Genomic DNA, 21,718 nt, shown 5'->3' with positions numbered 1-21,718 from the left:
GGGAAGCGCGCCTCCTCATCCACCGCGGTGGCGAAGGGCGCGATCTTCGCCTCGGCGAGCGCACGCACCGACTCCCGGAGCATGTCGTGCTCCTCCGGGAGCCGGTAGAGGTCGAACAAGTGGTTCATTGCAGACACGTCCCGTCGTCCGATCGCCCTAGCGGATGGCACTCAGTACCCTGAAGTATGCACACTCAGTGCCACGCGTTCCAGTCCGTGGGGTGTGACCGTCGGTGTATCTTCCCCGCATGACTGAGGCACAGGGACAGGGCGAGGGCGTCGCCGATGGGGCCGTCGCCAAGCCCTCGATGCGGGACGCGTTGATCTCGGCGGCGTTCGAGTTGTTCGTGGAGCGTGGATTCGAGCAGACCACGATCGACGACATCGTCCGGCTCGCCGGTGTGGGGAGGCGCTCCTTCTTTCGCTACTTCCCGTCGAAGGAGGACGTGGTCTTCCCTGACCATGAGCAATGCCTTGCTGAGATGACGGCCTTCCTTGAGGAGGCGAGCGAGGAAGAGCCGGTGAAACGGGCGTGTGATGCGGCCCGGTTGGTGTTGCGGGTCTACGCCGCCGCCCCCTCGTTCTCCGTACAGCGGTACCGCCTCACCAAGAGCGTTCCGGGCCTTCGAACCCACGAACTGGCCGTGGTCCGCCGCTACGAACGCACCCTCTCGGAGTACCTGCAGCGCCGCTTCGCGGGCCGGCCCGACAGGGGCTTGCGCGCCGAGACGATCGCGGCCTCGGTGGTGGCTGCCCATAACCACGCACTTCGGTCATGGCTCCGTTCCGGCGGAAGCGAGGACGTCTCGGCCCGGATGGACCACGCTCTGGGCTTCGTGCAGCAGTCCTGGAGCAGCCCCGGGGAGGAGGCGGGCGAGGGTGAGCGGGAGCCGGAGGATGTCGTCGTCGTGATCACCAAGCGTGGTACCCCGATGTGGCGCGTGGTCCAGGAGATCGAGTCCCGAACCGGGGGGTGAGGTCGCGGCGGGTTTCGCGCAACGGTACTCAGTGCCTTTACGCATGGCACTGAGTGTCATATCGTCTGGGTGTTGCATGGCGCGATGACGCTGGTGCGCCGCAGCCTCTTGCGCGGGGCGGCGGATGCCCAACCGCCTCGGCGCTCTTCGGCAGTCCTCCTCCCGGAAGGAGATGGCACCGTGATTCACCCAGTGATCGATTCCCTCGACGCCCCTCTCAACCACGACACACCGGACTGGACCACGCCTGTGGAACCAGCGGCAACGGAGCCCCTCCCGCCGGAAGGCCCGGCCGAGGTGAAAGACGGGACACTGCACTTCCAGCGTTGCTGCTGGTGCAACACTCCGTCCTTCCGCCGCCTGCTCTGCCCCACCTGCGGCTGCACCGACATGGCCGGGGAGCCCAGCACAGGCAGGGGCGTCATCCGCAGGGTCACCGTCGTCGGCCGGAACGCGGATGAGCCGCACGCGTTGGCCGTCATCGCGATGAACGAAGGCTTCCGCCTTCGCGCCAGGATCATCGGTACCCCACCGGAGCACCTACACCAGGGAGCCCCGGTACGGCTGGCCACTTACGCGGGACTGCGTTCCCAGGAGCTCGCCTTCCAGCTCTGCGACGCGTCCTACGCTCGGTGAGCGGTTGATCTTGGTGACGGCCCGGGCGGCGGCGCAGATGGGTCCGGGTGTCGGACGCTCAAAGCCAAGCCCCGCTGGCAGCACCCCCTGTCCGGCCCGGCTTGCGTCTGCTCAGCCCAGCGGAAGACATGGGCGCCACCGATAGGGGCTGAGTCCGCCGTCAGTGCAGGGAACTATGGGTTGTGTGCAGGGGAGGGGCGCACCGTTGGGCTTCACGCCAATCACGTCTCAAGCCGCGATCCTTGCCCGGAATGGACGCGGCCATAGGCAGTCTCCGGTCGGCCGTACGCTGTTCGCATGATCCGCGCAGTGGCATTCGATGTCGGTGAGACGCTCATCAGCGATGACCGGGGGTGGGGAGCGTGGGCCGACTGGCTCGGCGTCAAACCGCACACCCTGTCGGCCCTGGTCGGCGCGGTCGTCGCTCAGGGCAGGGACAATGCCGACGCGCTGCGTCTGATCCGCCCAGGGATCGACATCGAGACGGAGCGGGCCGCGATGCAACGCGCAGGCAGGGGCGAGGCGCTGTCCGAGTCTGACCTGTACCCCGATGTTCGCTCGGCGCTGGGCGCGCTGCGCGAGGCCGGGATCCGTGTAGTCGTGGCTGGCAACCAGACCACGAGGGCGGCGGAGTTGCTACGGGCCCTCGACCTGCCGGTGGACGCGTTGGCCACCTCCGGGGAGTGGGGTGTGGCCAAGCCGGACGCGGCGTTCTTCGCGCGCACCATCGAGCTGGCAGGGGTGCCTGCGGGTGAAGTGCTGTATGTGGGCGATCACCCGCAGAACGACGTCCTGCCGGCCCTCGCCGCCGGGATGCGGACGGCGCATCTGCGCCGTGGTCCGCTCGGCCATCTCTGGGCGGACAGTGGCGAGGCGCTGGCCGCGGACTGGCGTGTGCAGAGCCTGACCGAGCTTGTGGACGTCCTGGCTCTGTGAGGGGCAACTACACGGCCTCGCCTGCAAGATGCAGGCGAGGCCGTCTGCGTTCCCCGACTGTGACGGCGCGGGTACGGTTCGGGTGGCTGCGCCGAAGGAGACAGCATGCCCAGCATCGTGTACCACGGGACAGGCCCTCGGCTTGCCTACGAACGCCGCATCGCAAGCCTTACGCAGGACGAGCTCGCTGAGCGCGCCGGTGTTGCGCTGGGCAGCATCAGAAAGATCGAGCGGGGAGAGCGCGGGGTCTCCGATGCCGTCCTGGGCACCATTGCGGACGCCCTCGGCGTGGATCCCGCCCGCCTCCTGCCGAATCAGGAGCGCCCAGATGACCGTGTGCATCAGGCGATGCCAGGGCTGTTAACTGTCCTCGCTCAGTATGAGGATCCAGACGATGGGCCGTGCCGCGACCTGCCAGCGCTACGCGAGGCCGTGGCGACGGTCGTCGCGCACCGGCTGAGCGCGCAGTACTCACGTATCGCCCGGACCGCGCCTGGGCTCCTGGCCGAGCTGTGCCGCGCCCTGAGCACTGCGGCTCCGAGCGATCGGCAGGCGGTGGCACGTCTCTTGGTGGACGCCTGCCGCGCCGCGGACGCCGTGGCGTTCAAGCACGGCGCGAAGGATCTTTCGGCACGTCTCCTCGACTTGATGTGGTGGGCGGCGGTGCAAGCTCACGACCCGTTGGTGGACGCGACAGTGGCCTACGTCCGGACTGAAGTGCACTTTGGCGCTCGCACCCATGCCGTGGGGCTGCGCGTCCTTGAGCGGGCCCTCGACCATGCTCCGCGCACCGACTCGTCAGCGGCGCTGGCGGCCCGCGGAGCCCTGCACATGCGCGCCGCTGTGATCGCCGGTCGAGCTGGCAATGGCAATGCCGCGCACAGTCATCTCGACGACGCGCGGTCACTCGGTGATCGGTTGCGGGAGGGCGTCTATCAGGGGACGGCGTTCGGACCGGACAGCGTCAGGGTCCACGAGGTATCCGTGGCCGTAAGCCTCGGTGACGACTACCTCGACCGGGCGTTGAAGCTGGCTCGGGAGTGGAAACCTCCGCGGGACCTGCCGGCTGAACGCCGATCGGGCTTCTATATCGAGTTGGGACGCGCCCAGCTATGGGCCGGCCGCCCGGACGCTGCGTTCGAGTCACTGAAGGTGGCCCGTCAGATTGCCCCCCAGCACGCGCGGGAGCACCGGTGGGTGCGGGAGGACGCAGCCACGTTGCGCCGCTTGAAGCGAGCGGACGCCGAGGACCTGTCGAACTTCGCTGAGTGGTGCCACGCCGGGGGAGCGCCTTGACCAGTACCCCTCGCAGGGGTACTTGAGGGGTATCAGCAGGGCCAACCTCTCCTTGAGCCCAACGACACAGGGAGAGAGCGTGACCGCAACGACAGCTCCACCGCCGGCAGATCCTGACCTGAGTATCGTCCGGCTGCATGGCGAGGCGTGCTACTGGTGCGGAGCCGCACACGGTGCCCTCGCCCCCGCTGGATCGGTCACCACACCAGTCGAGGGCGGCGTATGTGTGTGGTTCATCGTGGCCTGCCCCCAGCACCGGGACCCGGAGGCCGCGGTGAATACGCGTGCCGAGGGATCCACGGAGCGCTTTGCGCCTGCTCTACGGATCGACGCGGAGACCATCAGCGAGACGATCCATCGAGCGCTGCAGTTCGGTTTGGGCCGACCCGAACTCAGCGAGATGACTGAGCTGGAGGAAGAGCTCCACGGGCACATCGCGTTACTCCTGGCCGAGGCCCGCAAGCCGGATCGAATGCAATGGCAGGGCAGTGTGGAGGCGCCCAGTTTGACGGGGCGGCTCGACTGCATCGAGCGGCAGGCGAGGCAGGGGCTGGGGCGAGGTGCGCTGGCGGCGCATGTCCAGGTGCATCAGCTTGCCCGGGACTGTCAGTGGCTCTTGGCGTGGCTCACCGCAGAGGTTGGCCGATGACACACAGGGCTCCGCTGGCTTTCATCTACGACCGGTGGGCGTCCCGAGCCCAGCGCCCTCTCGACATGCGGCTCATCGGCTGCCACACCTACGCCGACCGCAAGGGATGGGTACTCGCCGGGCGCTGGCTCGACCTCGGTGATTCTGCACTCGACTCCGCTCGGCCACAGCTGGGCGAGCTGCTCGCGGCTATGCGTGCGGCAGCCCCCGACCGCGAGGTGGTCTGCCTGGTCCACAACTGGTCTCGCTTTGCCCACGACGTTCAGGATCGCATTGCGATTCAACAGCGCATCGCGCAGGCGAGCGGCTACTCGGCCACCACGTTCGATGAGTCCGACCAGCGCTTTCACGAGGCCCTCGCTGGATGCCGGCGTGTCTGAGCAGTGCCGAATCCGTCTCGTCATCACGTACGTCACGTGTCTCGCCGCACTGGCGTTCGTCCTCGCGGTTGGTATTGCCGGGGGGAGGCATGACTGACGACGACCGCTGCGACTGCGGTTCGCCCCTCGACCTTCGCGACGTCCTCATCGACACGGCCACGGGCCCGTGCATCGTCCTGACCGTCTGCGGCTTGTGCGCGACCGGGCCGGTCAGCCCGTGTCCTGTGCCCGAGTCGGTCGCCCGGATCCTCGCCAGCAGAGCCGGCGTGCGGCTCCCCAGAGACCCGCCAAACCTCAGCTCCTGATTTCCCGTTGCTCTGCGACCTACGAGGCGCAGCGGGTAGGCCGGCTGCTACGGACCTGACCGTGACAGCTGGACGGACGGTAAGAACAGAGACCGACAAGGGAGGACTCATGAGCACACCGCACATGACCGACGACGGCAAGCATGGCGGGGCACCCTCCGACAAGCCGTGGAATCCGCCCCCCACCCCGCCGTCGCCCGATGGCAACGGGTCGGGCGGTAAATGACGTGACCGACCCCCAACAGGGGCACGCCGCGCTCGTCCAGTCCTTGGACGAGCGCGGCCTGTTGGCCCCCGAATGGCGCTCCGTATGGGAGCGCACACCGCGGCACCAATTCATCCCCGACCGGATCTGGCGGCAGGGCCCGCGGCGATGCGAACCGATCACTACGGACGCCGATCGACGGGCCCTCATCAGCAGCGACGAGCCGGTGGTGACCCAAGTCGACGACGGCCAGGAGGACGGGCCCGGCATCGCCAGCTCTTCGAACAGCATGCCGAGCATGGTCGCCCAGATGCTCCGCCTCCTGGCAGTCCGCGACGAATCCCGCGTCCTGGAGATCGGCACAGCTACGGGATACGTGGCGGCCCTGCTCTCCGCACGACTCGGCGACCGGCAAGTGACCAGCGTCGAGATCGACGCCTCCCTGTCTGCGCAGGCCTCCCGGAACCTCAAGGCGGCCGGCTACGCGCCGACACTGGTGGTTGCCGACGGAGAGCACGGGTACCCGGCGGGCGCGCCGTTTGACCGCCTCATCTCTACTTGCGCCCTGCGGCATGTGCCCATCGAGTTGGTGCGGCAGGTCAAGCCGGGCGGCATCCTCGTCGCCCCGATCGCGCGGGAGTTCTGGAGCGGTGCCCTGGTGCAGCTCACGGTAGGGGAAAGCGGCGATCTCGCGCGGGGCCCGTTTATGGGCGGCGCCTCCTACATGCCGATGCGCTCACACCGGGCCGCAGATGCTGCGCCGGTGGACGCCAGTTCCTCGCGGTCGCGCTGGTCGGCCCTGGATCCCCGCGACCTGCTCAATTTGCCGTTCGCCTTGTACGCGGGGGCGCGCCTGCCGGGGGTCTCCCTGGTGGAGGGTGAGCACGAGGGTGCTCTGCGCGTCTGGCTGCAGGACCGGCATGGCTCTGCAGCTATCGCGGACGTCGATTCAGCGACCGTGTTCGGGGAGCGAGATCTGTGGGCTGAAGTGCAGCGTGTCTACGAGGAGTTCCAGGACCTCGGTCAGCTCTCGGTCGGTGACTTCTCTTTGGAGGTGACGCCGGCCGGAGACCAGATCGTGCTGCGGTCGTCGGAGCAAGCCATCTCTCCCGCCGCCTTGGGGAAGTTGGGCCCATCCTCGACTCCCGGTCTCGTGGTGCATGATCCTGCCGGGCAATGATCTGCCGCCTACGAGAAAGGGCCTCGCTCGCGTCGCCTTGGGTGGACGGGCGCGGCCCCGCGGTGTGAGGGACATTTGCCCGACCGCGGCGCTGCAGGGGAGAGAAGAGTTAACCGCGGCGCTGCAGGGGAGAGAAGAGTTAACCGCGGCGCTGCAGGGGAGAGAAGAGTTAGTAGAAAGAGAAGCGCCGCGTTCTCGCGGGTCAGATCCCGAATGCGGGTCGGATTTCCGACCAGGCGGGTGGTCTCTCCGACCCGCTGTGGTGCCCGGGTCGGATTTGCGACCCGCTCGGGGCGCCCGCGCCGGGAAGGCGGAGGCCCCGGATGCCTGTCCCTCGACGACCTTGCCCGCGGCAGCGCACATCCGCATCTCACAGGTCGTCGCACAGCGTGATCCAGTCCATCACCGCGGTGCGGAACCAGCCCCCGTCGTCCGGCCCGTACAGCTCGACCGTCCGCGCCGTCTCCCCGCGATCGGGAGTCGGGCGGTGCTCACAACTCCATCCAGCTGCAACGGCCGGGGCGACCGTCGAGCGGCCACCACACCGCAGCCGAGGGCCCGTGCTCCTCCATCTCCTCAGCACCGCCGCGCCCACCGCTACCTCGTCCGCGAACTGCTCGGTCAGCGGGTGCTCGCACACCATTGCCCGCAGATCCGCCACCCGCTGCGCGAGCGCCCGCGGGCCGGCACCGGTCAACACGAACAGCAGCCTCGGGAAGATCGCATAGCTTTGCTGCCACGGACGCAGCCCCGACGGGTCGTTGCCACGTCGGCCCGCGACGGGAACATGACGGTGAATCGGGCGTAGGTGATGACCTTGGATGCGAGCCGCTCGGATGACTCTGTCGCGCGGTCGACTTCGACGAAGGCACGCAGCAGGGCCCGTGTCGGGGAGGGCACGCTCCCACTTCTAGTTGGGCCCTCGTGCTGGGCAACACCGTTTCGCCACGCGCCCATCTTTTGAGTGCCGCTCCGGGGCGTCTACCCCGTCCCGACGGGCTGTGACTCCTGAGGCTCTGTCCTTGCCTGGGAGGGGCCTACATGGGCCCCTCTACAAGCCCCCGGTAGGCGCCCCCCTTGGGCACACATCACCGACCGTCACATCTGGGCATCGCAGCAGGTCAGGCCCCTTGGTAAGAGGGCCGGGGGATTCCGACTTCCCTCCGTACGTTGCCCTGGTTCCTGTTGATGGTGGTTAGGGGGGCGTTGTGGTGTCGGACGGGGCCGGTCGCTGCGCTGTGCTGGTTAGAGTGCGCCGGGCCGGTGGGCCGGTGCGAGCGAGGGTGTGCGGGTGCGGCGAGCTCGCTGTCTTGCTTCTCTGCGCCGTGGGCACGCAAGTGTCTTGACGATCCGGCAGGCTCTCAGGCCGCTCGTCAACTCCAGCTCGGGCTCGCTGCGCGCGGCTTCTTTCGTGATCGAAGACAGTTACCGTCCCAGGCGATGAGACTCCGAGCGTCCGCGACGTTCTGGCAGTAGGACGGACGCCCGTCACCAAGAATTGGACGCCCGTCACCAAGAACTGGCGATGCCGCTCCCGCAGCTCGACCTGGAGATCGGAACTCGAAGGGCACCTGGCTCCACGGGCGCTCGCGAACCCACATGCGACCCCTTACAGGCCGAGGACGCCGCTCAGGTCGCGTAGGCATTCCTCGAAGACGGGTTCCAGGTCGGAGTAGGCGAAGTCCAGTTGGTGCAGGACTTCCATGCACAGCAGGCCGTACAGCCTGGTCCAGCAGGACAGGAAGACGTGCGCGGCCTCGGGCGGCAGGCGCCCGTCGATGGTGGCGGAGTAGGCGGTCAGCTGCTCGCGCAGTGACGTGGGTAGGCCGGCCGGATCGGGCACCGGATACGGTCGCGTCTGCCACAGCTCGACCGTAAGGTCCAGCAGGACCTGCTCGAAACGCTGCCCGGCCTGGTGGCGTGCCGAGTCCGGCTGTCGGTTCGGCGGGGCGATCGGGCTCGCGAAGATCCAGCCGAACTCGGCGGGATGAGTGATCGCCCAGGCGCGCATGGCTCGGCAGGCCGCGAGTATGCGTTCGCCGACCGGCGCGTGGGTGTGGGCGTCCCGGGCGTGTTCCATGATCGTGGCCAACTCGCGGAAGAAGTCCGCTGTCACCGCGCCGACCAACTCGTCGTGGCCGGCGTAGTAGTGGTACAGCGCCGGGCCGCTCATTCCCACCTGCCTGGCGACCGCGTTGATGGTGACCGCACTCGATCCCTGCTCGACCAGGAGCTTGCGCGCGGCCGCGTGGATCTCATCGAGGGTCGCCTGTCGCAACCTCTCCCGCCTGCTGCCGGTCCCTGCGGCCATCGTCGCCCCTCTGTCGCTCCGTCAGCGCCCTCAGCTCAGCGCCGTTGACATCCTAGGGCATCTATGTTTCCTTAATGCCTCTAAGGAAATCTAGAAGCTATAAGGAGTGTGGATGGGGCGGCTCTTCTCGTGGCTGTGCTGCTCGTTGCGGCCGTGTGGTGGCGGTTGTCCAGATCCGCTCAAGTCCGCCGCAGCCCGCGCTGACCCCGGCACACAACGACCACAGAGGAGACTCGACGATGAAGGCGATCATTGTGGGCGGTGGCATCGGTGGGCTGACCGCGGCTGTCGCTTTCCACCAGCGTGGCTGGCAGGTGGAGATCCTTGAACGCGCTCCGGAGTTCACCGAGATCGGTGCGGGAGTGTCGATTCAGCCCAACGGTTTACGCGCGCTGGACGCACTGGGCCTCGGTGATCGTCTGCGTTCCGGCGGACTGGCCGATCCACCCGCGGGCATCCGTCGTGCGAGCGGGGGCTGGCTGATCCGCAACGACATCGACGACCTGAAACGCCGCTTCGGTCAGTGGGTGACCGTGCATCGGGCCGCCCTGGTCGACCTCCTGCGCGCGGCCGTGCCCGTAGAGGCGCTGCGGCCCGGCACCGAGGTGTGCCAGGTGCGGTCCGATGGCACGGTCCGCCACAGTGGCGGCACTTCCACCGCGGATCTCGTCGTGGGCGCTGACGGCGTGCACAGCGTCACGCGGCGTTCCCTCTGGCCACACCTACCCGGACCGCGCTACGTCGGATACACCACCTGGCGCTTCATCGCGCCACCCCAGCCCGTCGAGGGGAGCGTGGAGACGTGGGGGCGAGGCGAACGATTCGGGCATGTGCCAATGCCGGATGGCCGCGTCTATTGCTACATGATGGCCGACGCCCCGATCGGCTCCCGCACCCACCTGCACCAGCTACGCGAACGCTTCACGCACTGGCCCGGCCCCATCCCCACACTGCTCAACACCGCAGGCGAGGACGCGGTGTTGCAGCACGACACATACGAACTGCCGACGTTGCCGACGTACGTCTCCGGAAAGGTCGCGATTCTCGGAGACGCCGCGCATGCCATGACTCCCAACCTGGGGCAGGGCGCCTGCCAGGCACTCGAGGACGCAGTCACCCTTGCCGCAGCAGCGGACACCCTCGGCGTGCGTGCGGGGCTGGAGGAATACGACCACATCCGCAGGCCGCGCACCCAGATGATCGCCCGCCGCTCCCGGCAGGCCGGCGCTCCCGCGCACTGGACGTCCCCGCCACTGGCCGCCCTGCGAGACGTGGCTCTCCCACTCCTGCCCAAGTCACTCTTCAACCGCTCGATCGCCCGCGCCTACACCTGGACGCTCTGACACGCCCCCCACGTGACCCCATCCGCCCGACGCCGCGAAGGCGTGTCGTCCCCGGGAAGCCACCGAACCTCAAGAGGTGAACCCATGCTCCTCCCGCGAATCCTGATCGCCCTCGTCGGAGCGATCACAACGGTCAGCGCGGTGCTCGCCGACTTCGTCATCCCGGACCTGGCGGCGCAGCACGCCTTCAACCCCGGCTGGCCGCCCCACGCCAAGTTCCACGACGCCCAGTACATGGTGATGACGGTGCTTCTCGGCCTCATCGGCCTGGCCCTCGCCCTGCGTCAGGGCCGGAACACCCGCGGCCGGCTGCTGTGTGCCGCCGCGGTCCTGGCCACTCCCTGGCTCGGCATGATCGGCGCACTCCTGTTCCCCGGCACCGCCACCTATGACCCGGAGTTCTCCGACCAAACCCGCTTCATCCTCGGCGTGCACGGCCAGGTCTTCATGGCAATCATCCTGACCCTGGCCCTGCTTGGCGCGACAGCGGCAACACTGCGCACGCCCACGGGCCCCACCACCTGACGTAAGCCGTCAGCCAGCTGGAAGACGTGCCCCGAAACGTCCTCGACCCGGTCGTGCCGTTCACGACTCGTGAGAGGCGCCCGAGCGTACGGGAAACCACGCGGCAGTCGTCGTCCCGGCCGCTACCGGCGCCTTCGGAGCCACCGCCGGCTCCACGAGCGTGACGCAGCCCCGAGCCAAGAGCGCCGGCGTCTCCGCCGAGACCGCCGGCGTCTCAGCCAAGGCCATCGAAGGCATCCTGACGGCACCTCGCGCGCTTCTGAGACCGAGGCGCGTGACGCAGCCCCGTCACTGTGACTCCTCCATGCGGATGGCACGCCGTAGCTCGTCGGCCGCTGTGTGGCTCGCGCCCTCGCGCTGCTCCAGCATTGCCGCCGCGATGGCGTCCAGCTTGCGCTGAACGGCGCGCGCGTCACGCCGTTCGGTGTTCTTCAGCAAGGTAAGCAAGAGGAGGTTGATGGCCGTCATGACATCCCCCGCGAAGATCAGCCAGGGCACCGGCAGGTGCGCGAGGTGTACGGCGACCATGCCGAGGACCAGGAGCACGCACAGGGCGTAGAACAGCGGGGAGCTGGTGACGTTCGATGCCCGCTCGGAGAAGGCGGCGAACCAGTCGCGTCCGGGGCCGCCCCGCTCGGCGGGATGCTGTGTACTCATGCCGGCCATGCTCCCTGCCGGCTCCAGCCGTGCGGGATCTGGGGCCCCCGTGTGCCCGATTTCCCACCGGGCGGCGCAAGGGGCCGGGTCCTGCCGTGACCAGCATCTACTCACCGCGTTGAGGCACTCACGGTGTGGGACTGATGGTGGCGGGGCGGACGTCACGGAAGCCGGCGATCGGTCGATCCGCGTGAACGCGGCATCCCGGTTGTGCACCTGCCGGCCACCGCTCATCGAGGAGGGCCGGACCTGTTCTCGATGAGCGGCGTCCTGGCCGACAGCGCCTACCGGGCCGGCTGTCTCGCCGACAGCGATGCGCTGCTCTCACCCGCTTCGGGGTCCAACCTCTTCGCAGATCGCCACCGCCGACGGCGAGCTCCTCGCCCAAGCCAACGCCCTGATCCGGCGACGCCTCAGCTACGCACAAACGAACACACACGAAGGGGCGGCGTACTTCCGACGCTGTGTCGGTGTACGCCGCCCTCGGGTGGGACGAGTTGCGGGAGGCGGCCCGCGTCGCCCTGGCGGTTACTGCGGGTCGCTGTTGAACTTCGAGGCCGACCAGAAGTAGCCGAGCACCGCGAGCCCCAGGCACCAGGCGACCGCGAGCCATCCGTTGTGGCCGATCTCGCTGCCGAGGAGGAGTCCGCGCAGGGTTTCGATGGCGGGCGTGAACGGCTGGTACTCGGCGATCGGCTGGAACCAGCCCGGCATCGTGTCGACCGGGATGAAGGCGCTGGACAGGAGCGGCAGCAGAATCATCGGCATTGCGTTGTTGCTGGCGGCCTCGGCGTTCGGGCTGATGAGGCCCATGCCGACCGCAATCCAGGTGAGTGCCGTGGCGAAGAGCACGAGCAGTCCGATTGCCGCGAGCCACTCCAGGGCGCCGGCGTTCGTGGACCGGAAGCCGATGGCGACGGCGACGGCGCCCACGAGAATCACGCTCATGACGCACTGCAGCACGCTGCCGACGACGTGTCCGATGAGCACCGATCCGCGGTGGATCGCCATCGTGCGGAAGCGGGCGATGATGCCCTCGGTCATGTCGGTGGAGACGGACACCGCGGTCCCGATCGTGGTGCTGCCGATGGTCATCAGCAGGAGGCCCGGGACGATATAGGCGATGTAGTCGGAGCGGTCGGCGCCGCCGCCGCCGATGCCCGCGCTCATCACGTCGCCGAAGATGTAGACGAAGAGCAGCAGCAGCATGACCGGGGTGAGCAGCAGGTTCAGGGTGAGGGACGGATAGCGCCGCGCGTGCAGCAGATTCCGCCGCAGCATCGTGGACGAGTCGCGTACGGCGAGGGAGAGGGCGCTCATCGGACAGTCTCCTTGGGCTGGTTAGGCTGGTTGGGCCGGCTCGGTACGGCGGCGCCGGTCAGGGCGAAGAACACGTCGTCGAGGTCGGGGGTGTGCACGGTCAGCTCGTCCGCCTCGATACCGGCGGAGTCCAGCCGGTCGAGGAGGGAGCGCAGATCGCGCTGGCTGCCGTCGCTGGGGATCTGCAGCGTCAGCGACTCGTCGGTGGCGGCACCCCCTGCTCGAGCGAAGTCGAGGGCTTGGGGCAGGGTGACCTCGCGCAGTGCCAGGGCGGCGCCCTGATAGGTGGCCGGGTCGGTGAAGCGAAGCCGGACGTGCCCGCCGGGGATGAGCCGCTTCAGTTCGTCGGCGGTGCCTTCGGCGGCGATCTTCCCGTCGTTGAGCACCGCGATGCGGTCGGCGAGCTGGTCGGCCTCCTCCAGGTACTGGGTGGTGAGGAAGACGGTGACGCCGCCCGTGACGAGCTCGCGGATGATCTGCCACATGCTGTGGCGGCTGCGCGGGTCGAGGCCGGTGGTCGGCTCGTCGAGGAAGATGATCCGTGGGTCGCCGACCAGGGTCATTGAGATGTCGAGGCGGCGCTTCATGCCGCCGGAGTAGGTGGAGGCGGGCTTCTTCGCGGCCTCGACCAGGTCGAACCGCTCCAGGAGCTCGGCGGCGACCCGCCGTCCCTCGCGCTTGGAGAGGTGGTGCAGGTCCGCCATGAGGAGCATGTTCTCCTCGCCGGTGATCAGGCCGTCGACGGCGGAGAACTGTCCGGTGACGCCGATCGAGGCACGTACGGCCTGCGGGTCGGCGGCGAGGTCCTGGCCCGCGACCTGGGCCTGCCCGCCGTCGGCGGTGATGAGCGTGGACAGGATCTTCACGGCGGTGGTTTTGCCGGCGCCGTTCGGCCCGAGCAGCGCGAACACGGACCCGGCCGGGATGCGCAGATCTATGCCGTCGAGGACGGTCTTGTCGCCGTAGGACTTGCGCAGCCCGTTCGCCGCGATGGCCAAGTCGGTCATGAGGGGGCTCCTTTGGAGGCTGCGGGCGGCTAGAGGCTGCGGGCGGTGATGTCGCCGCGGGAGGTGGTGGCGCGGATGTCGAGCTCGGCGGTGCCGTCGTTCTTGAGGGTGTTGCTGACGCGGCCGTAGCCGGTGCCGGCGTCCAGGGCGGCCGAGACGCCGGCGGCGGCGCCGATCGAAATGTCGCCGGACTGGGTGCGGAGGACGACCGTGTCGCGCACTGCCTCGGTGATCCGGATGTTGCCCCTTGTGCTGCTGATCTCCGCGGGGCCGTTGAGCCGGCCGACCTCGACGTCGCCGTCGATCGCGGTGAGGCGGACGCTCGCGGCCTCGTCGATCTTGATCTGGCGGTACGCGCCGTCGAAGGCGACGTCGCCGAGGCGGCCGACGCCGCGGAGTTCGGAACTGGCGGCCTTGGCCTCGACGCGGGAGCCGGCGGGCAGCTGGATGGTGACCTCCAGGGATCCGGAGGGGCCGAAGAGCTGGTTCTTGGGCTCGGGGGCGTGGATCCGCAGGACGCCGTCGGCGTAGGTGACCGTGGTCTGCTCGGCGGTCTGGACGTCGCGGCTCTTGGAGGGGTTGGCGGGCAGGACCTCGACGGTGGTGTCGGCGCGGTCGGCGGCGATGAACTGGATGCGTCCGGCGGGGATGTCGAGGACGGCGGAGATCGGGGCGGGGGTGTCGAACTTCTGCATCGTGCTCTCCAGTGCTCGTTCGTTGTTTCTGATAGTGGAAACGCTACGTTGCGTTCATTAATCAGGCAACGAGTATGTTGCGAGTGAAGTGCATCAATGCAGGTAGAAGCTATAAAATCGTTGCAACGGTTCCGCTGGTAACGCAACGCGGATTGGTTCGATCATTGCAATGGATGAGGGTGAACGCTATGGTGGGGTGGATCAGGGACCACCACGAAAGATCACCAAGGAGATCGCGATGCCGGGAGGCAGGCTCACCCAGGCCGAACGTCAACAGATCGCGCTGGGGCTGGCCGACAGCCTCCCCTACGCCGAGATCGCCCGACGCCTCGATCGCCCTACCTCGACGATCACGCGTGAGGTGATGCGCAACGGCGGCCCCGCCGCCTACCGCGCCGACCTGGCCCACCGCGCCACCGAACGCCGCGCACACCGGCGCAGGCCCGCCACCTCTCGAGGGGCGGAGTCAGTCCCTCAGTCACACGGACGCGACGCCGAGGCCGTGGCCGAGTACGAAGAGACGCTCACCACCGTCCTCATGGCTTCGGGCCTGACCAAGATGACGGCCCGGGTGCTGACCTGCCTGTTCACCACCGACGAGGGCACCCTCACCGCGTCCCAACTGTCCCAGCGCCTCCAGGTCAGCCCGGCGTCCATCTCCAAAGCGATCGCCTTCCTGGAGAGCCAGAGCCTCGTCCGCCGAGAGCGCGACGAACGCCGCCGCGACCGCTATGTCGTCGACGACGAACTCTTCTACCAGGCGACGATCGCCAGCGCCCGATCCAACGATCAGCTCGTCCAAACCGCACGCCAAGGCGTCGCCATCCTCGGCCCCGACACCCCCGCCGCCACCCGCCTGGAGAACGTCGCCCGCTTCCTCGACTTCATCAGCGAGAGCATCACTCGCGCCGCCGAACAGGCCCGCGAGGTCCTCCACACCAAACCCGAAACAGCCTCAGGCGACGCCGCGCAACCAAGTCCAGGCCAGGGATAGGCAACTCGGGAGGGACACGCATTTCCCCCCGGGGCGGGTGCGCGGGTGCGCGCCCCTCGCCCGGCCGCAGAGCACTAGGACTGCGTCGGAGTACAGCGCAGGCTGGTAGTGATCAGCCGGGCCAGGGAGCCGGCCGGAGTTCAGAGCCATCCACTGCGGCGGAAACCGCGGTGCATGAGGAAGCAGGCGGTGGCCATGACGGCGAGGACGAGTGGATAGCCGTAGGTCCAGCGCAGCTCGGGCATGTGGTCGAAGTTCATTCCGTACACGCCGCAGACCATGGTGGGCACCGCGATGATGGCGACCCAGGCGCTGATCCTGCGCATGTCCTCGTTCTGGGCCACGGACATCTGGGCGATGTTGGCCTGAAGGATCGAGTTGAGCAGCTCGTCGCAGGCGGTGATGTGCTCATTGACCCGGGCCAGGTGGTCGGCGACATCCCGGAAGTACTTCTGGATATCGGTGTCGACCAGCTGCGTGGGCTGCTGGGCAAGCAGTTGCAGGGGGCGGTCCAGCGGCATCACGGCGTGTTTGAGCTGCAGCAGTTCGCGCTTGAGCTGGTAGATCTGTCCGGCGTCTGCGCCGGCGCGGTGGGCCGAGAAGACTTCGCTCTCCACCGCGTCGATGTCCATCTGCACGGACGCGGTGACCGCCAGGTAGTCGTCGACGACGTGGTCGGCTATGGCGTGCAGCACGGCGGAGGGGCCCTTGGCCAGATGTCCGGGGATCGATTCGAGATTTTCGCGGAGCGGCCCCAAGGAGCCGTGGCCGCCGTGGCGCACAGTGATCACGAAGTCGGGACCGGTGAAGACCATGATCTCTCCGGTGTCCACGACCTCACTGGTGGCCGTGAGCTGGTCGTGCTCCACGTAGGTGACGGTCTTGAAGACGGTGAACAGCGTGTCGTCGTACCGCTCCAGCTTCGGCCGCTGGTGGGCATGAACGGCATCCTCCACCACCAGAGGGTGCAGGCCGAAAAGTTCCGCTATGCCGGAGAACTCCTCCTCCGTCGGCTCGTGCAAGCCGATCCACACAAAGCCCTCATCGGTCTCGCGGACCCGCTCGATCGCCTCGTGCGCCGGGCAGTCGCCGATCTGGCGCACACCGTCCACGTAGACCACACAGTTCACGACGGCGTTGCCGAGCGGAGAGCGCGCCGGGTGGCTGAGGTCCACAGCATGAGGGCGCATGCGCGGGACGCGGACTGCTTTACGAAGGTCGTGGATCATCGACGAACTGGCTCCTACAAGGTGACATGGCCGCCAGTATGCCTACCCAGGGGATTCCGGGCCATGGTCGCCCCGGCGTCCCCTTACGCCCAGCGGGCCCGTGGCCTCACTTACGGTGCGCCGGCTTCGGGATCGTGACGAACACCACGAGCATTGGTGATCCAGATGATGCGCGCTGAGGACAACGAAACGTGCCTTACTTCCCCATCAGGCACCTCCTGCGCAACAGGCGGCCCACTAGCGCTTACTCCGAGCCACCAGTAGTTGGCATCACCAGTAGCACGCAGTAGAGCGGTACCAGCAGTCCCCGCTGCCTGACACCCGCGGTCTGGGATGCATGGCTGACGGTGCGACAGATGCCCGCCTGCGGGCGGCCGTGAGCCGGAGCGCCGTTGTGCCGTCGGTTGCCGACTCCACGTCGAACTTCCGAGCTTGGAGGTTGATCCTCAAGGCACGGACGAGTTGCGGGTCGTCTTCCACCACCAGGGCCCTGGCCATCGGTGTGATGCCTTCCCTTCGGGGTGGCTGAGGTAAGTGCGGTCCGGAGCCGGCGGTGCGCGAACGTCGCGCTTGCCACCGGCTCCGGACCTCGGTCGGCTGGAACATCAGCTCTTGGCCAGCGCCTTGAGGGCGATGTTGAGTTCGAGGACGTTGACGCGGGGCTCGCCCATGAATCCGAGGGTCCGGCCCTCGGTGTTGTCCTTCACCAGTTTCTCGACCTGCTGCACGTTGAGGTGGTTCTTCTCGGCCACCCGGTGGACCTGGAGCCGTGCGTACTCGGGGGAGATCTGCGGGTCGAGCCCGGAGCCGGAGGAGGTGACGGCCTCGGCCGGCACCTCCGAAGGCTTCACCGCGTAATCCTTCGTCTTGTTGTCCACGACGACGGCCTTCTTGGCGTCGGTGACCCACTGGATCAGTTCGGCGTTGTCCGCGGAGCGGTTGGTCGCGCCGGAGAGGATGAGCTTGTACTGGGTGTTGACGCTGTTGCTGCCGAGGCCGTTGGAGGGGCGGGGCTGGAACCAGCGCAGGTCCGGCGCGGGGGTCTCCTCGCCCTTCTTCAGCGGGAGGTTGTAGGTCTGGCCGATGAGCTCGGAGCCCACCACCTTGCCCTCGGAGGTGATCTCGGAGCCGTTGGCCTTGTCGTTGAACAGGGCCTGGGCGACACCGGTGATGGCGAGCGGGTAGATGATCCCGCAGATCACGGTGAGGACGAGCAGAGCCCGCAGGCCGGCGCCGATGAGGCGGGCCGTGTTTCCTACAGAGTTGTTCATGGTCGTCACCCGATGCCAGGGATGGTGGAGATGAGCAGGTCGATGATCTTGATGCCGATGAAGGGGGCGATCAGCCCCCCGAGCCCGTACAGGCCCAGGTTTCGGCGGAGCAACTTGTCCGCGGTGGTCGGCCGGTACTGCACGCCCTTGAGGGCCAGCGGCACCAGGGCGACGATGATCAGCGCGTTGAAGATGACCGCGGAGAGAATCGCCGATTCGGGCGAGGCCAGCCCCATGATGTTGAGCTTGTCCAGCCCTGGGTAGACCACCGCGAACATCGCCGGGATGATCGCGAAGTACTTCGCGACGTCGTTGGCGATGGAGAACGTGGTCAGCGCGCCCCGGGTGATGAGGAGTTGCTTGCCGATCTCGACGATCTCGATGAGCTTGGTCGGGTTGGAGTCGAGGTCGACCATGTTCCCGGCCTCCTTGGCGGCCGAGGTGCCGGTGTTCATGGCCACCCCGACGTCCGCCTGGGCCAGCGCCGGGGCGTCGTTCGTACCGTCGCCCGTCATCGCGACCAACTTGCCGCCGGCCTGCTCGCGCTTGATCAGCGCCATCTTGTCCTCGGGCGTCGCCTCGGCCAGGAAGTCGTCGACCCCGGCCTCCTCGGCGATGGCCTTGGCCGTCAGCGGGTTGTCACCCGTGATCATGACCGTCTTGATGCCCATCCGGCGCAGTTCGTCGAACCGCTCCCGCATGCCGTCCTTGACGACGTCCTTGAGGTGAATGACACCCAGGACCCGGGCGCCTTCCGCGTCTTCCAGAGCCACCAGCAGCGGCGTGCCACCAGCCTGTGAAATCCGGTCGGTGAGCGCCTGGGCGTCCTCCGAAACACTGCCGCCCCGCTCCTTGACCCAGGCCACGACCGATCCGGTCGCGCCCTTACGTACCTTGCGACCGTCGACGTCCACACCCGACATCCGGGTCTGGGCGGTGAAGGCCACCCACTCGGCACCCTCCAGCTCGCCCTGGCTGCGCTCGCGCAGCCCGTACTTTTCCTTCGCCAGGACGACGATGGACCGGCCTTCGGGGGTCTCGTCCGCCAGCGAGGAAAGTTGGGCGGCGTCGGCCAGTGCGGCCTCGGTGACGCCCTTGACCGAGACGAACTCGGCGGCCTGCCGGTTGCCCAGGGTGATGGTGCCGGTCTTGTCCAGCAGCAGGGTCGAGACGTCGCCCGCGGCCTCGACAGCGCGGCCGGACATCGCGAGGACATTGCGCTGCACCAGCCGGTCCATGCCGGCGATCCCGATTGCCGAGAGCAGGGCGCCGATGGTGGTCGGGATCAGGCAGACCAGGAGAGCGGTCAGCACGATCATCGACTGTTCGGCGCCCGCGTAGATCGCGAACGGCTGGAGCGTGACGACAGCCAGCAGGAAGACGATGGTCAGCGAGGCGAGCAGGATGTTCAGCGCGATCTCGTTGGGCGTCTTCTGCCGGGCTGCGCCCTCGACCAGATTGATCATCCGGTCGATGAAGGTCTCGCCGGGCTTCGTCGTGATCTTGATGACGATGCGGTCGGAGAGGACCTTGGTACCGCCGGTGACGGCGGACCGGTCACCGCCGGACTCGCGGATCACGGGAGCCGATTCACCGGTGATGGCGGACTCGTCCACCGACGCGACGCCTTCGACGACGTCACCGTCGCCGGGGATGATGTCGCCGGCCTCGCAGACCACCAGGTCGCCGATACGCAGGTCAGTGCCCGGTACATGCTCTTCGCCGGTGCCGGTGATGCGGCGGGCGACGGTGTCGGTCTTGGCCTTGCGCAGAGTGTCCGCCTGCGCCTTGCCGCGGCCCTCCGCCACCGCCTCCGCCAGGTTCGCGAAGATCGTGGTCAGCCACAGCCAGGCCGCGATGGCCCAGCCGAACCAGTCGCCCGGGTCCGTCAGGGCCAGCACGGTCGTGACGACCGAGCCGACCAGGACCACGAACATCACCGGCGACTTGACCATCACCCGGGGGTCGAGCTTACGGATCGCGTCCGGGAAGGATCTGATCAGCTGCTTGGGGTCGAACAGCCCCCCGCCGACGCGCCCTGCATCCGGCTTGTGGCCGGTGGGCACGTCCTGGTGGGGCGCACGGGTCGAAGTGGCGGTGGACATGGAGCCGGGGTCCTCTTGCTTCTTGTCGTGGTTCATGACGCCAGCCCTTCAGCGAGCGGCCCCAGCGCCAGTGCCGGGAAGTAGGTCAGCCCGGTGATGATCAGGATGGTGCCGACCAGCAGCCCGGTGAACAGTGGCTTTTCCGTACGCAGCGTGCCGGTGGTCTCGGGGACCGGTTTCTGCTCCGCGAGCGAGCCGGCCAGCGCCAGGACGAACACCATGGGCAGGAACCGGCCGAGCAGCATCGCGATACCGATGGTGGTGTTGAACCACTGTGTGTCGGCATTGAGGCCGGCGAAGGCGCTGCCGTTGTTGTTGGCGCCCGAGGTATAGGCGTAGAGGATCTCGGAGAAGCCGTGCGCGCCGGAGTTGGTCATCGAGTTCGCCGGGGTGGGCAGGGCCATCGCCGCGGCGGTGAAGGCGAGCACCAGCGCCGGTGTGATCAGGATGTAGCAGGCGGCGAACTTGATCTGGCGGGTGCCGATCTTCTTGCCCAGATATTCAGGCGTACGGCCGACCATCAGGCCGGCGATGAACACCGCGATGATCGCCATGATCAGCATGCCGTAGAGGCCGGAGCCGACACCGCCGGGCGCGATCTCGCCCAGCTGCATGCCGAGCATCGTGATGCCGCCACCGAACCCGGTGAACGAGGAGTGGAAGGAATTGACCGCCCCGGTGGAGGTGAGTGTGGTGGCCACCGCGAAGATCGACGAGCCGCCGATCCCGAAGCGCGTCTCCTTGCCCTCCATCGCGCCACCCGCGAGGTCGAGGGCCTGCCCGCCATGGTGGAACTCGGTCCACATCATCAGCGCGGTGAACCCGAGCCAGATGGTCACCATCGTGCCCAGGATCGCGTAGCCCTGCTTGATCGAGCCGACCATCCTGCCGAAGGTGCGGGTGAGCGCGAACGGGATGACGAGGATCACGAAGATCTCGAAGAGGTTCGAGAAGGGGGTCGGATTCTCGAAGGGGTGGGCGGAGTTGGCGTTGAAATAGCCGCCGCCATTGGTGCCCAGCTCCTTGATGACTTCCTGGGAGGCGACCGCGCCGCCGTTCACCTGCTGCGTACCGCCCATGAACTGGCCGACCTCGTGGATGCCGGAGAAGTTCTGGATGGCGCCGCAGGCGACCAGGATGATCGCGCCGATCACCGAGATGGGGATCAGGATGCGGAGGGTGCCGCGCACCAGGTCCGCCCAGAAGTTGCCCAGCTCACCGGTACGGGACCGGGCGAAGCCGCGGACCAGCGCCACCGCCACGGCCATGCCGACAGCGGCGGAGACGAAGTTCTGCACCGCCAGGCCGCCGGTCTGCACGACGTGGCCCATGGCCTGCTCGCCGTAGTACGACTGCCAGTTCGTGTTCGACACGAACGACGCGGCGGTGTTGAACGCCTGGTCCGGGTCGATCGACGAGAAGCCGAGTGAGCCGGGGAGGCTGGCCTGCAGGCGCTGTAGGAGGTAGAGGAAGAGGACACTCACGGCGGAGAAGGCGAGGACGCCGCGCAGATAGGCGGGCCAGCGCATCTCGGCCGCCGGGTTGGCGCCGATGGCCTTGTAGATCCACTTCTCCGGTCGGTAGTGCCGCTCGGAGGAGTAGACGCGGGCCATGTAGTCGCCCAGGGGACGGTATGCCAGTGCGAGAGCGCCGATCAGCGCGAGCAGCTGGAGCACACCAGCGGTTTGGGGGCTCATA

General features: G+C 67.9%; 23 protein-coding genes and 1 pseudogene. 11 read left to right on the top strand and 13 right to left on the bottom strand.

Annotated elements, in window-relative coordinates; all coding sequences use genetic code 11:
- A partial coding sequence (locus ACH4FH_RS14135; RefSeq protein ID WP_398556083.1) for an acyl-CoA dehydrogenase family protein occupies positions 1–128 on the bottom strand: 128 nt, incomplete at its 3' end.
- A gap of 119 nt (positions 129–247) precedes the next feature.
- Between ACH4FH_RS14135 and ACH4FH_RS14130 the strand changes: the two genes are divergently transcribed.
- The 8 genes from ACH4FH_RS14130 to ACH4FH_RS14095 all read left to right on the top strand — a co-directional run bounded on the left by ACH4FH_RS14130 (position 248) and on the right by ACH4FH_RS14095 (position 6,563).
- Complete coding sequence (locus ACH4FH_RS14130) at positions 248–976, top strand: TetR family transcriptional regulator (protein WP_398556054.1); 729 nt, start codon at positions 248–250, stop codon at positions 974–976.
- Between the two features lie 180 nt (positions 977–1,156).
- Positions 1,157–1,612: a Zn-ribbon domain-containing OB-fold protein gene (locus ACH4FH_RS14125; protein ID WP_398556053.1), complete on the top strand. Its 456-nt coding sequence runs from the start codon at positions 1,157–1,159 to the stop codon at positions 1,610–1,612.
- A gap of 297 nt (positions 1,613–1,909) precedes the next feature.
- Positions 1,910–2,548, top strand: a complete 639-nt coding sequence (locus tag ACH4FH_RS14120; protein WP_398556052.1) for an HAD family hydrolase — start codon at positions 1,910–1,912, stop codon at positions 2,546–2,548.
- A gap of 105 nt (positions 2,549–2,653) precedes the next feature.
- Positions 2,654–3,844 (top strand): helix-turn-helix domain-containing protein, encoded by a 1,191-nt coding sequence (locus ACH4FH_RS14115; RefSeq protein ID WP_398556051.1) that lies wholly within the window; start codon positions 2,654–2,656, stop codon positions 3,842–3,844.
- A gap of 79 nt (positions 3,845–3,923) precedes the next feature.
- Positions 3,924–4,493, top strand: a complete 570-nt coding sequence (locus tag ACH4FH_RS14110; protein ID WP_398556050.1) for a DUF6415 family natural product biosynthesis protein — start codon at positions 3,924–3,926, stop codon at positions 4,491–4,493.
- Positions 4,490–4,873: a recombinase family protein gene (locus ACH4FH_RS14105; protein ID WP_398556049.1), complete on the top strand. Its 384-nt coding sequence runs from the start codon at positions 4,490–4,492 to the stop codon at positions 4,871–4,873. The genes ACH4FH_RS14110 and ACH4FH_RS14105 overlap by 4 nt, the downstream gene beginning before the upstream one ends.
- A gap of 89 nt (positions 4,874–4,962) precedes the next feature.
- Entirely contained in the window at positions 4,963–5,178 is a 216-nt protein-coding gene (locus tag ACH4FH_RS14100; protein WP_398556048.1) for a hypothetical protein, read from the top strand.
- 227 nt (positions 5,179–5,405) lie between these two features.
- Complete coding sequence (locus ACH4FH_RS14095) at positions 5,406–6,563, top strand: methyltransferase domain-containing protein (RefSeq protein WP_398556047.1); 1,158 nt, start codon at positions 5,406–5,408, stop codon at positions 6,561–6,563.
- 370 nt (positions 6,564–6,933) lie between these two features.
- On the opposite strand, the gene ACH4FH_RS14090 is transcribed toward ACH4FH_RS14095, so the two are convergent.
- The 3 genes from ACH4FH_RS14090 to ACH4FH_RS14080 all read right to left on the bottom strand — a co-directional run bounded on the left by ACH4FH_RS14090 (position 6,934) and on the right by ACH4FH_RS14080 (position 8,874).
- On the bottom strand, positions 6,934–7,263 hold the full coding sequence (locus ACH4FH_RS14090) for a hypothetical protein (protein ID WP_398556046.1): 330 nt from the start codon (positions 7,261–7,263) through the stop codon (positions 6,934–6,936).
- Entirely contained in the window at positions 7,257–7,520 is a 264-nt protein-coding gene (locus ACH4FH_RS14085; RefSeq protein ID WP_398556045.1) for a hypothetical protein, read from the bottom strand. The genes ACH4FH_RS14090 and ACH4FH_RS14085 overlap by 7 nt, the downstream gene beginning before the upstream one ends.
- A 652-nt stretch (positions 7,521–8,172) precedes the next feature.
- Positions 8,173–8,874, bottom strand: a complete 702-nt coding sequence (locus tag ACH4FH_RS14080) for a TetR/AcrR family transcriptional regulator (protein WP_398556044.1) — start codon at positions 8,872–8,874, stop codon at positions 8,173–8,175.
- 239 nt (positions 8,875–9,113) lie between these two features.
- On the opposite strand from ACH4FH_RS14080, the gene ACH4FH_RS14075 reads away from it, so the two are divergent.
- Both ACH4FH_RS14075 and ACH4FH_RS14070 read left to right on the top strand, forming a co-directional pair.
- On the top strand, positions 9,114–10,217 hold the full coding sequence (locus ACH4FH_RS14075) for an FAD-dependent monooxygenase (protein ID WP_398556043.1): 1,104 nt from the start codon (positions 9,114–9,116) through the stop codon (positions 10,215–10,217).
- 84 nt (positions 10,218–10,301) lie between these two features.
- Entirely contained in the window at positions 10,302–10,742 is a 441-nt protein-coding gene (locus ACH4FH_RS14070; RefSeq protein ID WP_398556042.1) for a DUF6640 family protein, read from the top strand.
- Positions 10,743–11,030: 288 nt separating this feature from the next.
- Here the strand turns inward: ACH4FH_RS14070 and ACH4FH_RS14065 are convergent, their stop codons facing one another.
- From ACH4FH_RS14065 to ACH4FH_RS14050, 4 genes are all read right to left on the bottom strand, one after another.
- Positions 11,031–11,399, bottom strand: coding sequence for a low affinity iron permease family protein (locus ACH4FH_RS14065; RefSeq protein ID WP_398556041.1), 369 nt, complete (start codon positions 11,397–11,399; stop codon positions 11,031–11,033).
- Positions 11,400–11,927: 528 nt separating this feature from the next.
- Positions 11,928–12,719, bottom strand: a complete 792-nt coding sequence (locus ACH4FH_RS14060; protein WP_398556040.1) for an ABC transporter permease — start codon at positions 12,717–12,719, stop codon at positions 11,928–11,930.
- Positions 12,716–13,726, bottom strand: a complete 1,011-nt coding sequence (locus ACH4FH_RS14055) for an ATP-binding cassette domain-containing protein (RefSeq protein WP_398556039.1) — start codon at positions 13,724–13,726, stop codon at positions 12,716–12,718. Before ACH4FH_RS14055 ends, ACH4FH_RS14060 begins: the two co-directional genes overlap by 4 nt.
- A gap of 29 nt (positions 13,727–13,755) precedes the next feature.
- On the bottom strand, positions 13,756–14,421 hold the full coding sequence (locus ACH4FH_RS14050) for a DUF4097 family beta strand repeat-containing protein (protein ID WP_398556038.1): 666 nt from the start codon (positions 14,419–14,421) through the stop codon (positions 13,756–13,758).
- Positions 14,422–14,659: 238 nt separating this feature from the next.
- Between ACH4FH_RS14050 and ACH4FH_RS14045 the strand changes: the two genes are divergently transcribed.
- Entirely contained in the window at positions 14,660–15,415 is a 756-nt protein-coding gene (locus ACH4FH_RS14045; protein ID WP_398556082.1) for a helix-turn-helix domain-containing protein, read from the top strand.
- 140 nt (positions 15,416–15,555) lie between these two features.
- Here the strand turns inward: ACH4FH_RS14045 and corA are convergent, their stop codons facing one another.
- The 5 genes and pseudogenes from corA to kdpA form a co-directional block, all read right to left on the bottom strand.
- The gene (corA, locus tag ACH4FH_RS14040) at positions 15,556–16,644 is read right to left on the bottom strand and encodes a magnesium/cobalt transporter CorA (RefSeq protein ID WP_398556037.1); all 1,089 of its coding nucleotides are present in this window, start codon (positions 16,642–16,644) and stop codon (positions 15,556–15,558) included.
- A 363-nt stretch (positions 16,645–17,007) separates the two neighbouring features.
- Positions 17,008–17,142 (bottom strand): annotated as a pseudogene (locus ACH4FH_RS14035) (DNA-binding response regulator); the annotation flags it as partial.
- Positions 17,143–17,249: 107 nt separating this feature from the next.
- Positions 17,250–17,915, bottom strand: coding sequence for a potassium-transporting ATPase subunit C (locus ACH4FH_RS14030; protein WP_398556036.1), 666 nt, complete (start codon positions 17,913–17,915; stop codon positions 17,250–17,252).
- Between the two features lie 5 nt (positions 17,916–17,920).
- Positions 17,921–20,020: a potassium-transporting ATPase subunit KdpB gene (kdpB, locus tag ACH4FH_RS14025; protein ID WP_398556081.1), complete on the bottom strand. Its 2,100-nt coding sequence runs from the start codon at positions 20,018–20,020 to the stop codon at positions 17,921–17,923.
- 32 nt (positions 20,021–20,052) lie between these two features.
- Complete coding sequence (gene kdpA / locus ACH4FH_RS14020) at positions 20,053–21,717, bottom strand: potassium-transporting ATPase subunit KdpA (RefSeq protein ID WP_398556035.1); 1,665 nt, start codon at positions 21,715–21,717, stop codon at positions 20,053–20,055.
- Position 21,718: the final 1 nt, after the last annotated feature.

Source organism: Streptomyces sp. NPDC017993 (assembly GCF_044328065.1).
Taxonomy (GTDB): Bacteria; Actinomycetota; Actinomycetes; order Streptomycetales; family Streptomycetaceae; genus Streptomyces.
The sequence above is the reverse complement of the archived record's forward strand: the minus strand, read 5'-3'. Positions and strand labels throughout refer to the sequence as shown.

Bases quoted from the DNA above. Each gene is read 5' to 3' on its own strand.
- ACH4FH_RS14130 (WP_398556054.1), top strand. From the start codon at position 248: ATGACTGAGGCACAGGGACAGGGCGAGGGCGTCGCCGATGGGGCCGTC.
- ACH4FH_RS14120 (WP_398556052.1), top strand. From the start codon at position 1,910: ATGATCCGCGCAGTGGCATTCGATGTCGGTGAGACGCTCATCAGCGAT.
- ACH4FH_RS14115 (WP_398556051.1), top strand. From the start codon at position 2,654: ATGCCCAGCATCGTGTACCACGGGACAGGCCCTCGGCTTGCCTACGAA.
- ACH4FH_RS14105 (WP_398556049.1), top strand. From the start codon at position 4,490: ATGACACACAGGGCTCCGCTGGCTTTCATCTACGACCGGTGGGCGTCC.
- ACH4FH_RS14100 (WP_398556048.1), top strand. From the start codon at position 4,963: ATGACTGACGACGACCGCTGCGACTGCGGTTCGCCCCTCGACCTTCGC.
- ACH4FH_RS14085 (WP_398556045.1), bottom strand. From the start codon at position 7,520: ATGGGCGCGTGGCGAAACGGTGTTGCCCAGCACGAGGGCCCAACTAGA.
- ACH4FH_RS14080 (WP_398556044.1), bottom strand. From the start codon at position 8,874: ATGGCCGCAGGGACCGGCAGCAGGCGGGAGAGGTTGCGACAGGCGACC.
- ACH4FH_RS14075 (WP_398556043.1), top strand. From the start codon at position 9,114: ATGAAGGCGATCATTGTGGGCGGTGGCATCGGTGGGCTGACCGCGGCT.
- ACH4FH_RS14070 (WP_398556042.1), top strand. From the start codon at position 10,302: ATGCTCCTCCCGCGAATCCTGATCGCCCTCGTCGGAGCGATCACAACG.
- ACH4FH_RS14065 (WP_398556041.1), bottom strand. From the start codon at position 11,399: ATGAGTACACAGCATCCCGCCGAGCGGGGCGGCCCCGGACGCGACTGG.
- ACH4FH_RS14060 (WP_398556040.1), bottom strand. From the start codon at position 12,719: ATGAGCGCCCTCTCCCTCGCCGTACGCGACTCGTCCACGATGCTGCGG.
- ACH4FH_RS14055 (WP_398556039.1), bottom strand. From the start codon at position 13,726: ATGACCGACTTGGCCATCGCGGCGAACGGGCTGCGCAAGTCCTACGGC.
- ACH4FH_RS14050 (WP_398556038.1), bottom strand. From the start codon at position 14,421: ATGCAGAAGTTCGACACCCCCGCCCCGATCTCCGCCGTCCTCGACATC.
- ACH4FH_RS14045 (WP_398556082.1), top strand. From the start codon at position 14,660: ATGCCGGGAGGCAGGCTCACCCAGGCCGAACGTCAACAGATCGCGCTG.
- corA (WP_398556037.1), bottom strand. From the start codon at position 16,644: ATGATCCACGACCTTCGTAAAGCAGTCCGCGTCCCGCGCATGCGCCCT.
- ACH4FH_RS14030 (WP_398556036.1), bottom strand. From the start codon at position 17,915: ATGAACAACTCTGTAGGAAACACGGCCCGCCTCATCGGCGCCGGCCTG.
- kdpB (WP_398556081.1), bottom strand. From the start codon at position 20,020: ATGTCCACCGCCACTTCGACCCGTGCGCCCCACCAGGACGTGCCCACC.
- kdpA (WP_398556035.1), bottom strand. From the start codon at position 21,717: ATGAGCCCCCAAACCGCTGGTGTGCTCCAGCTGCTCGCGCTGATCGGC.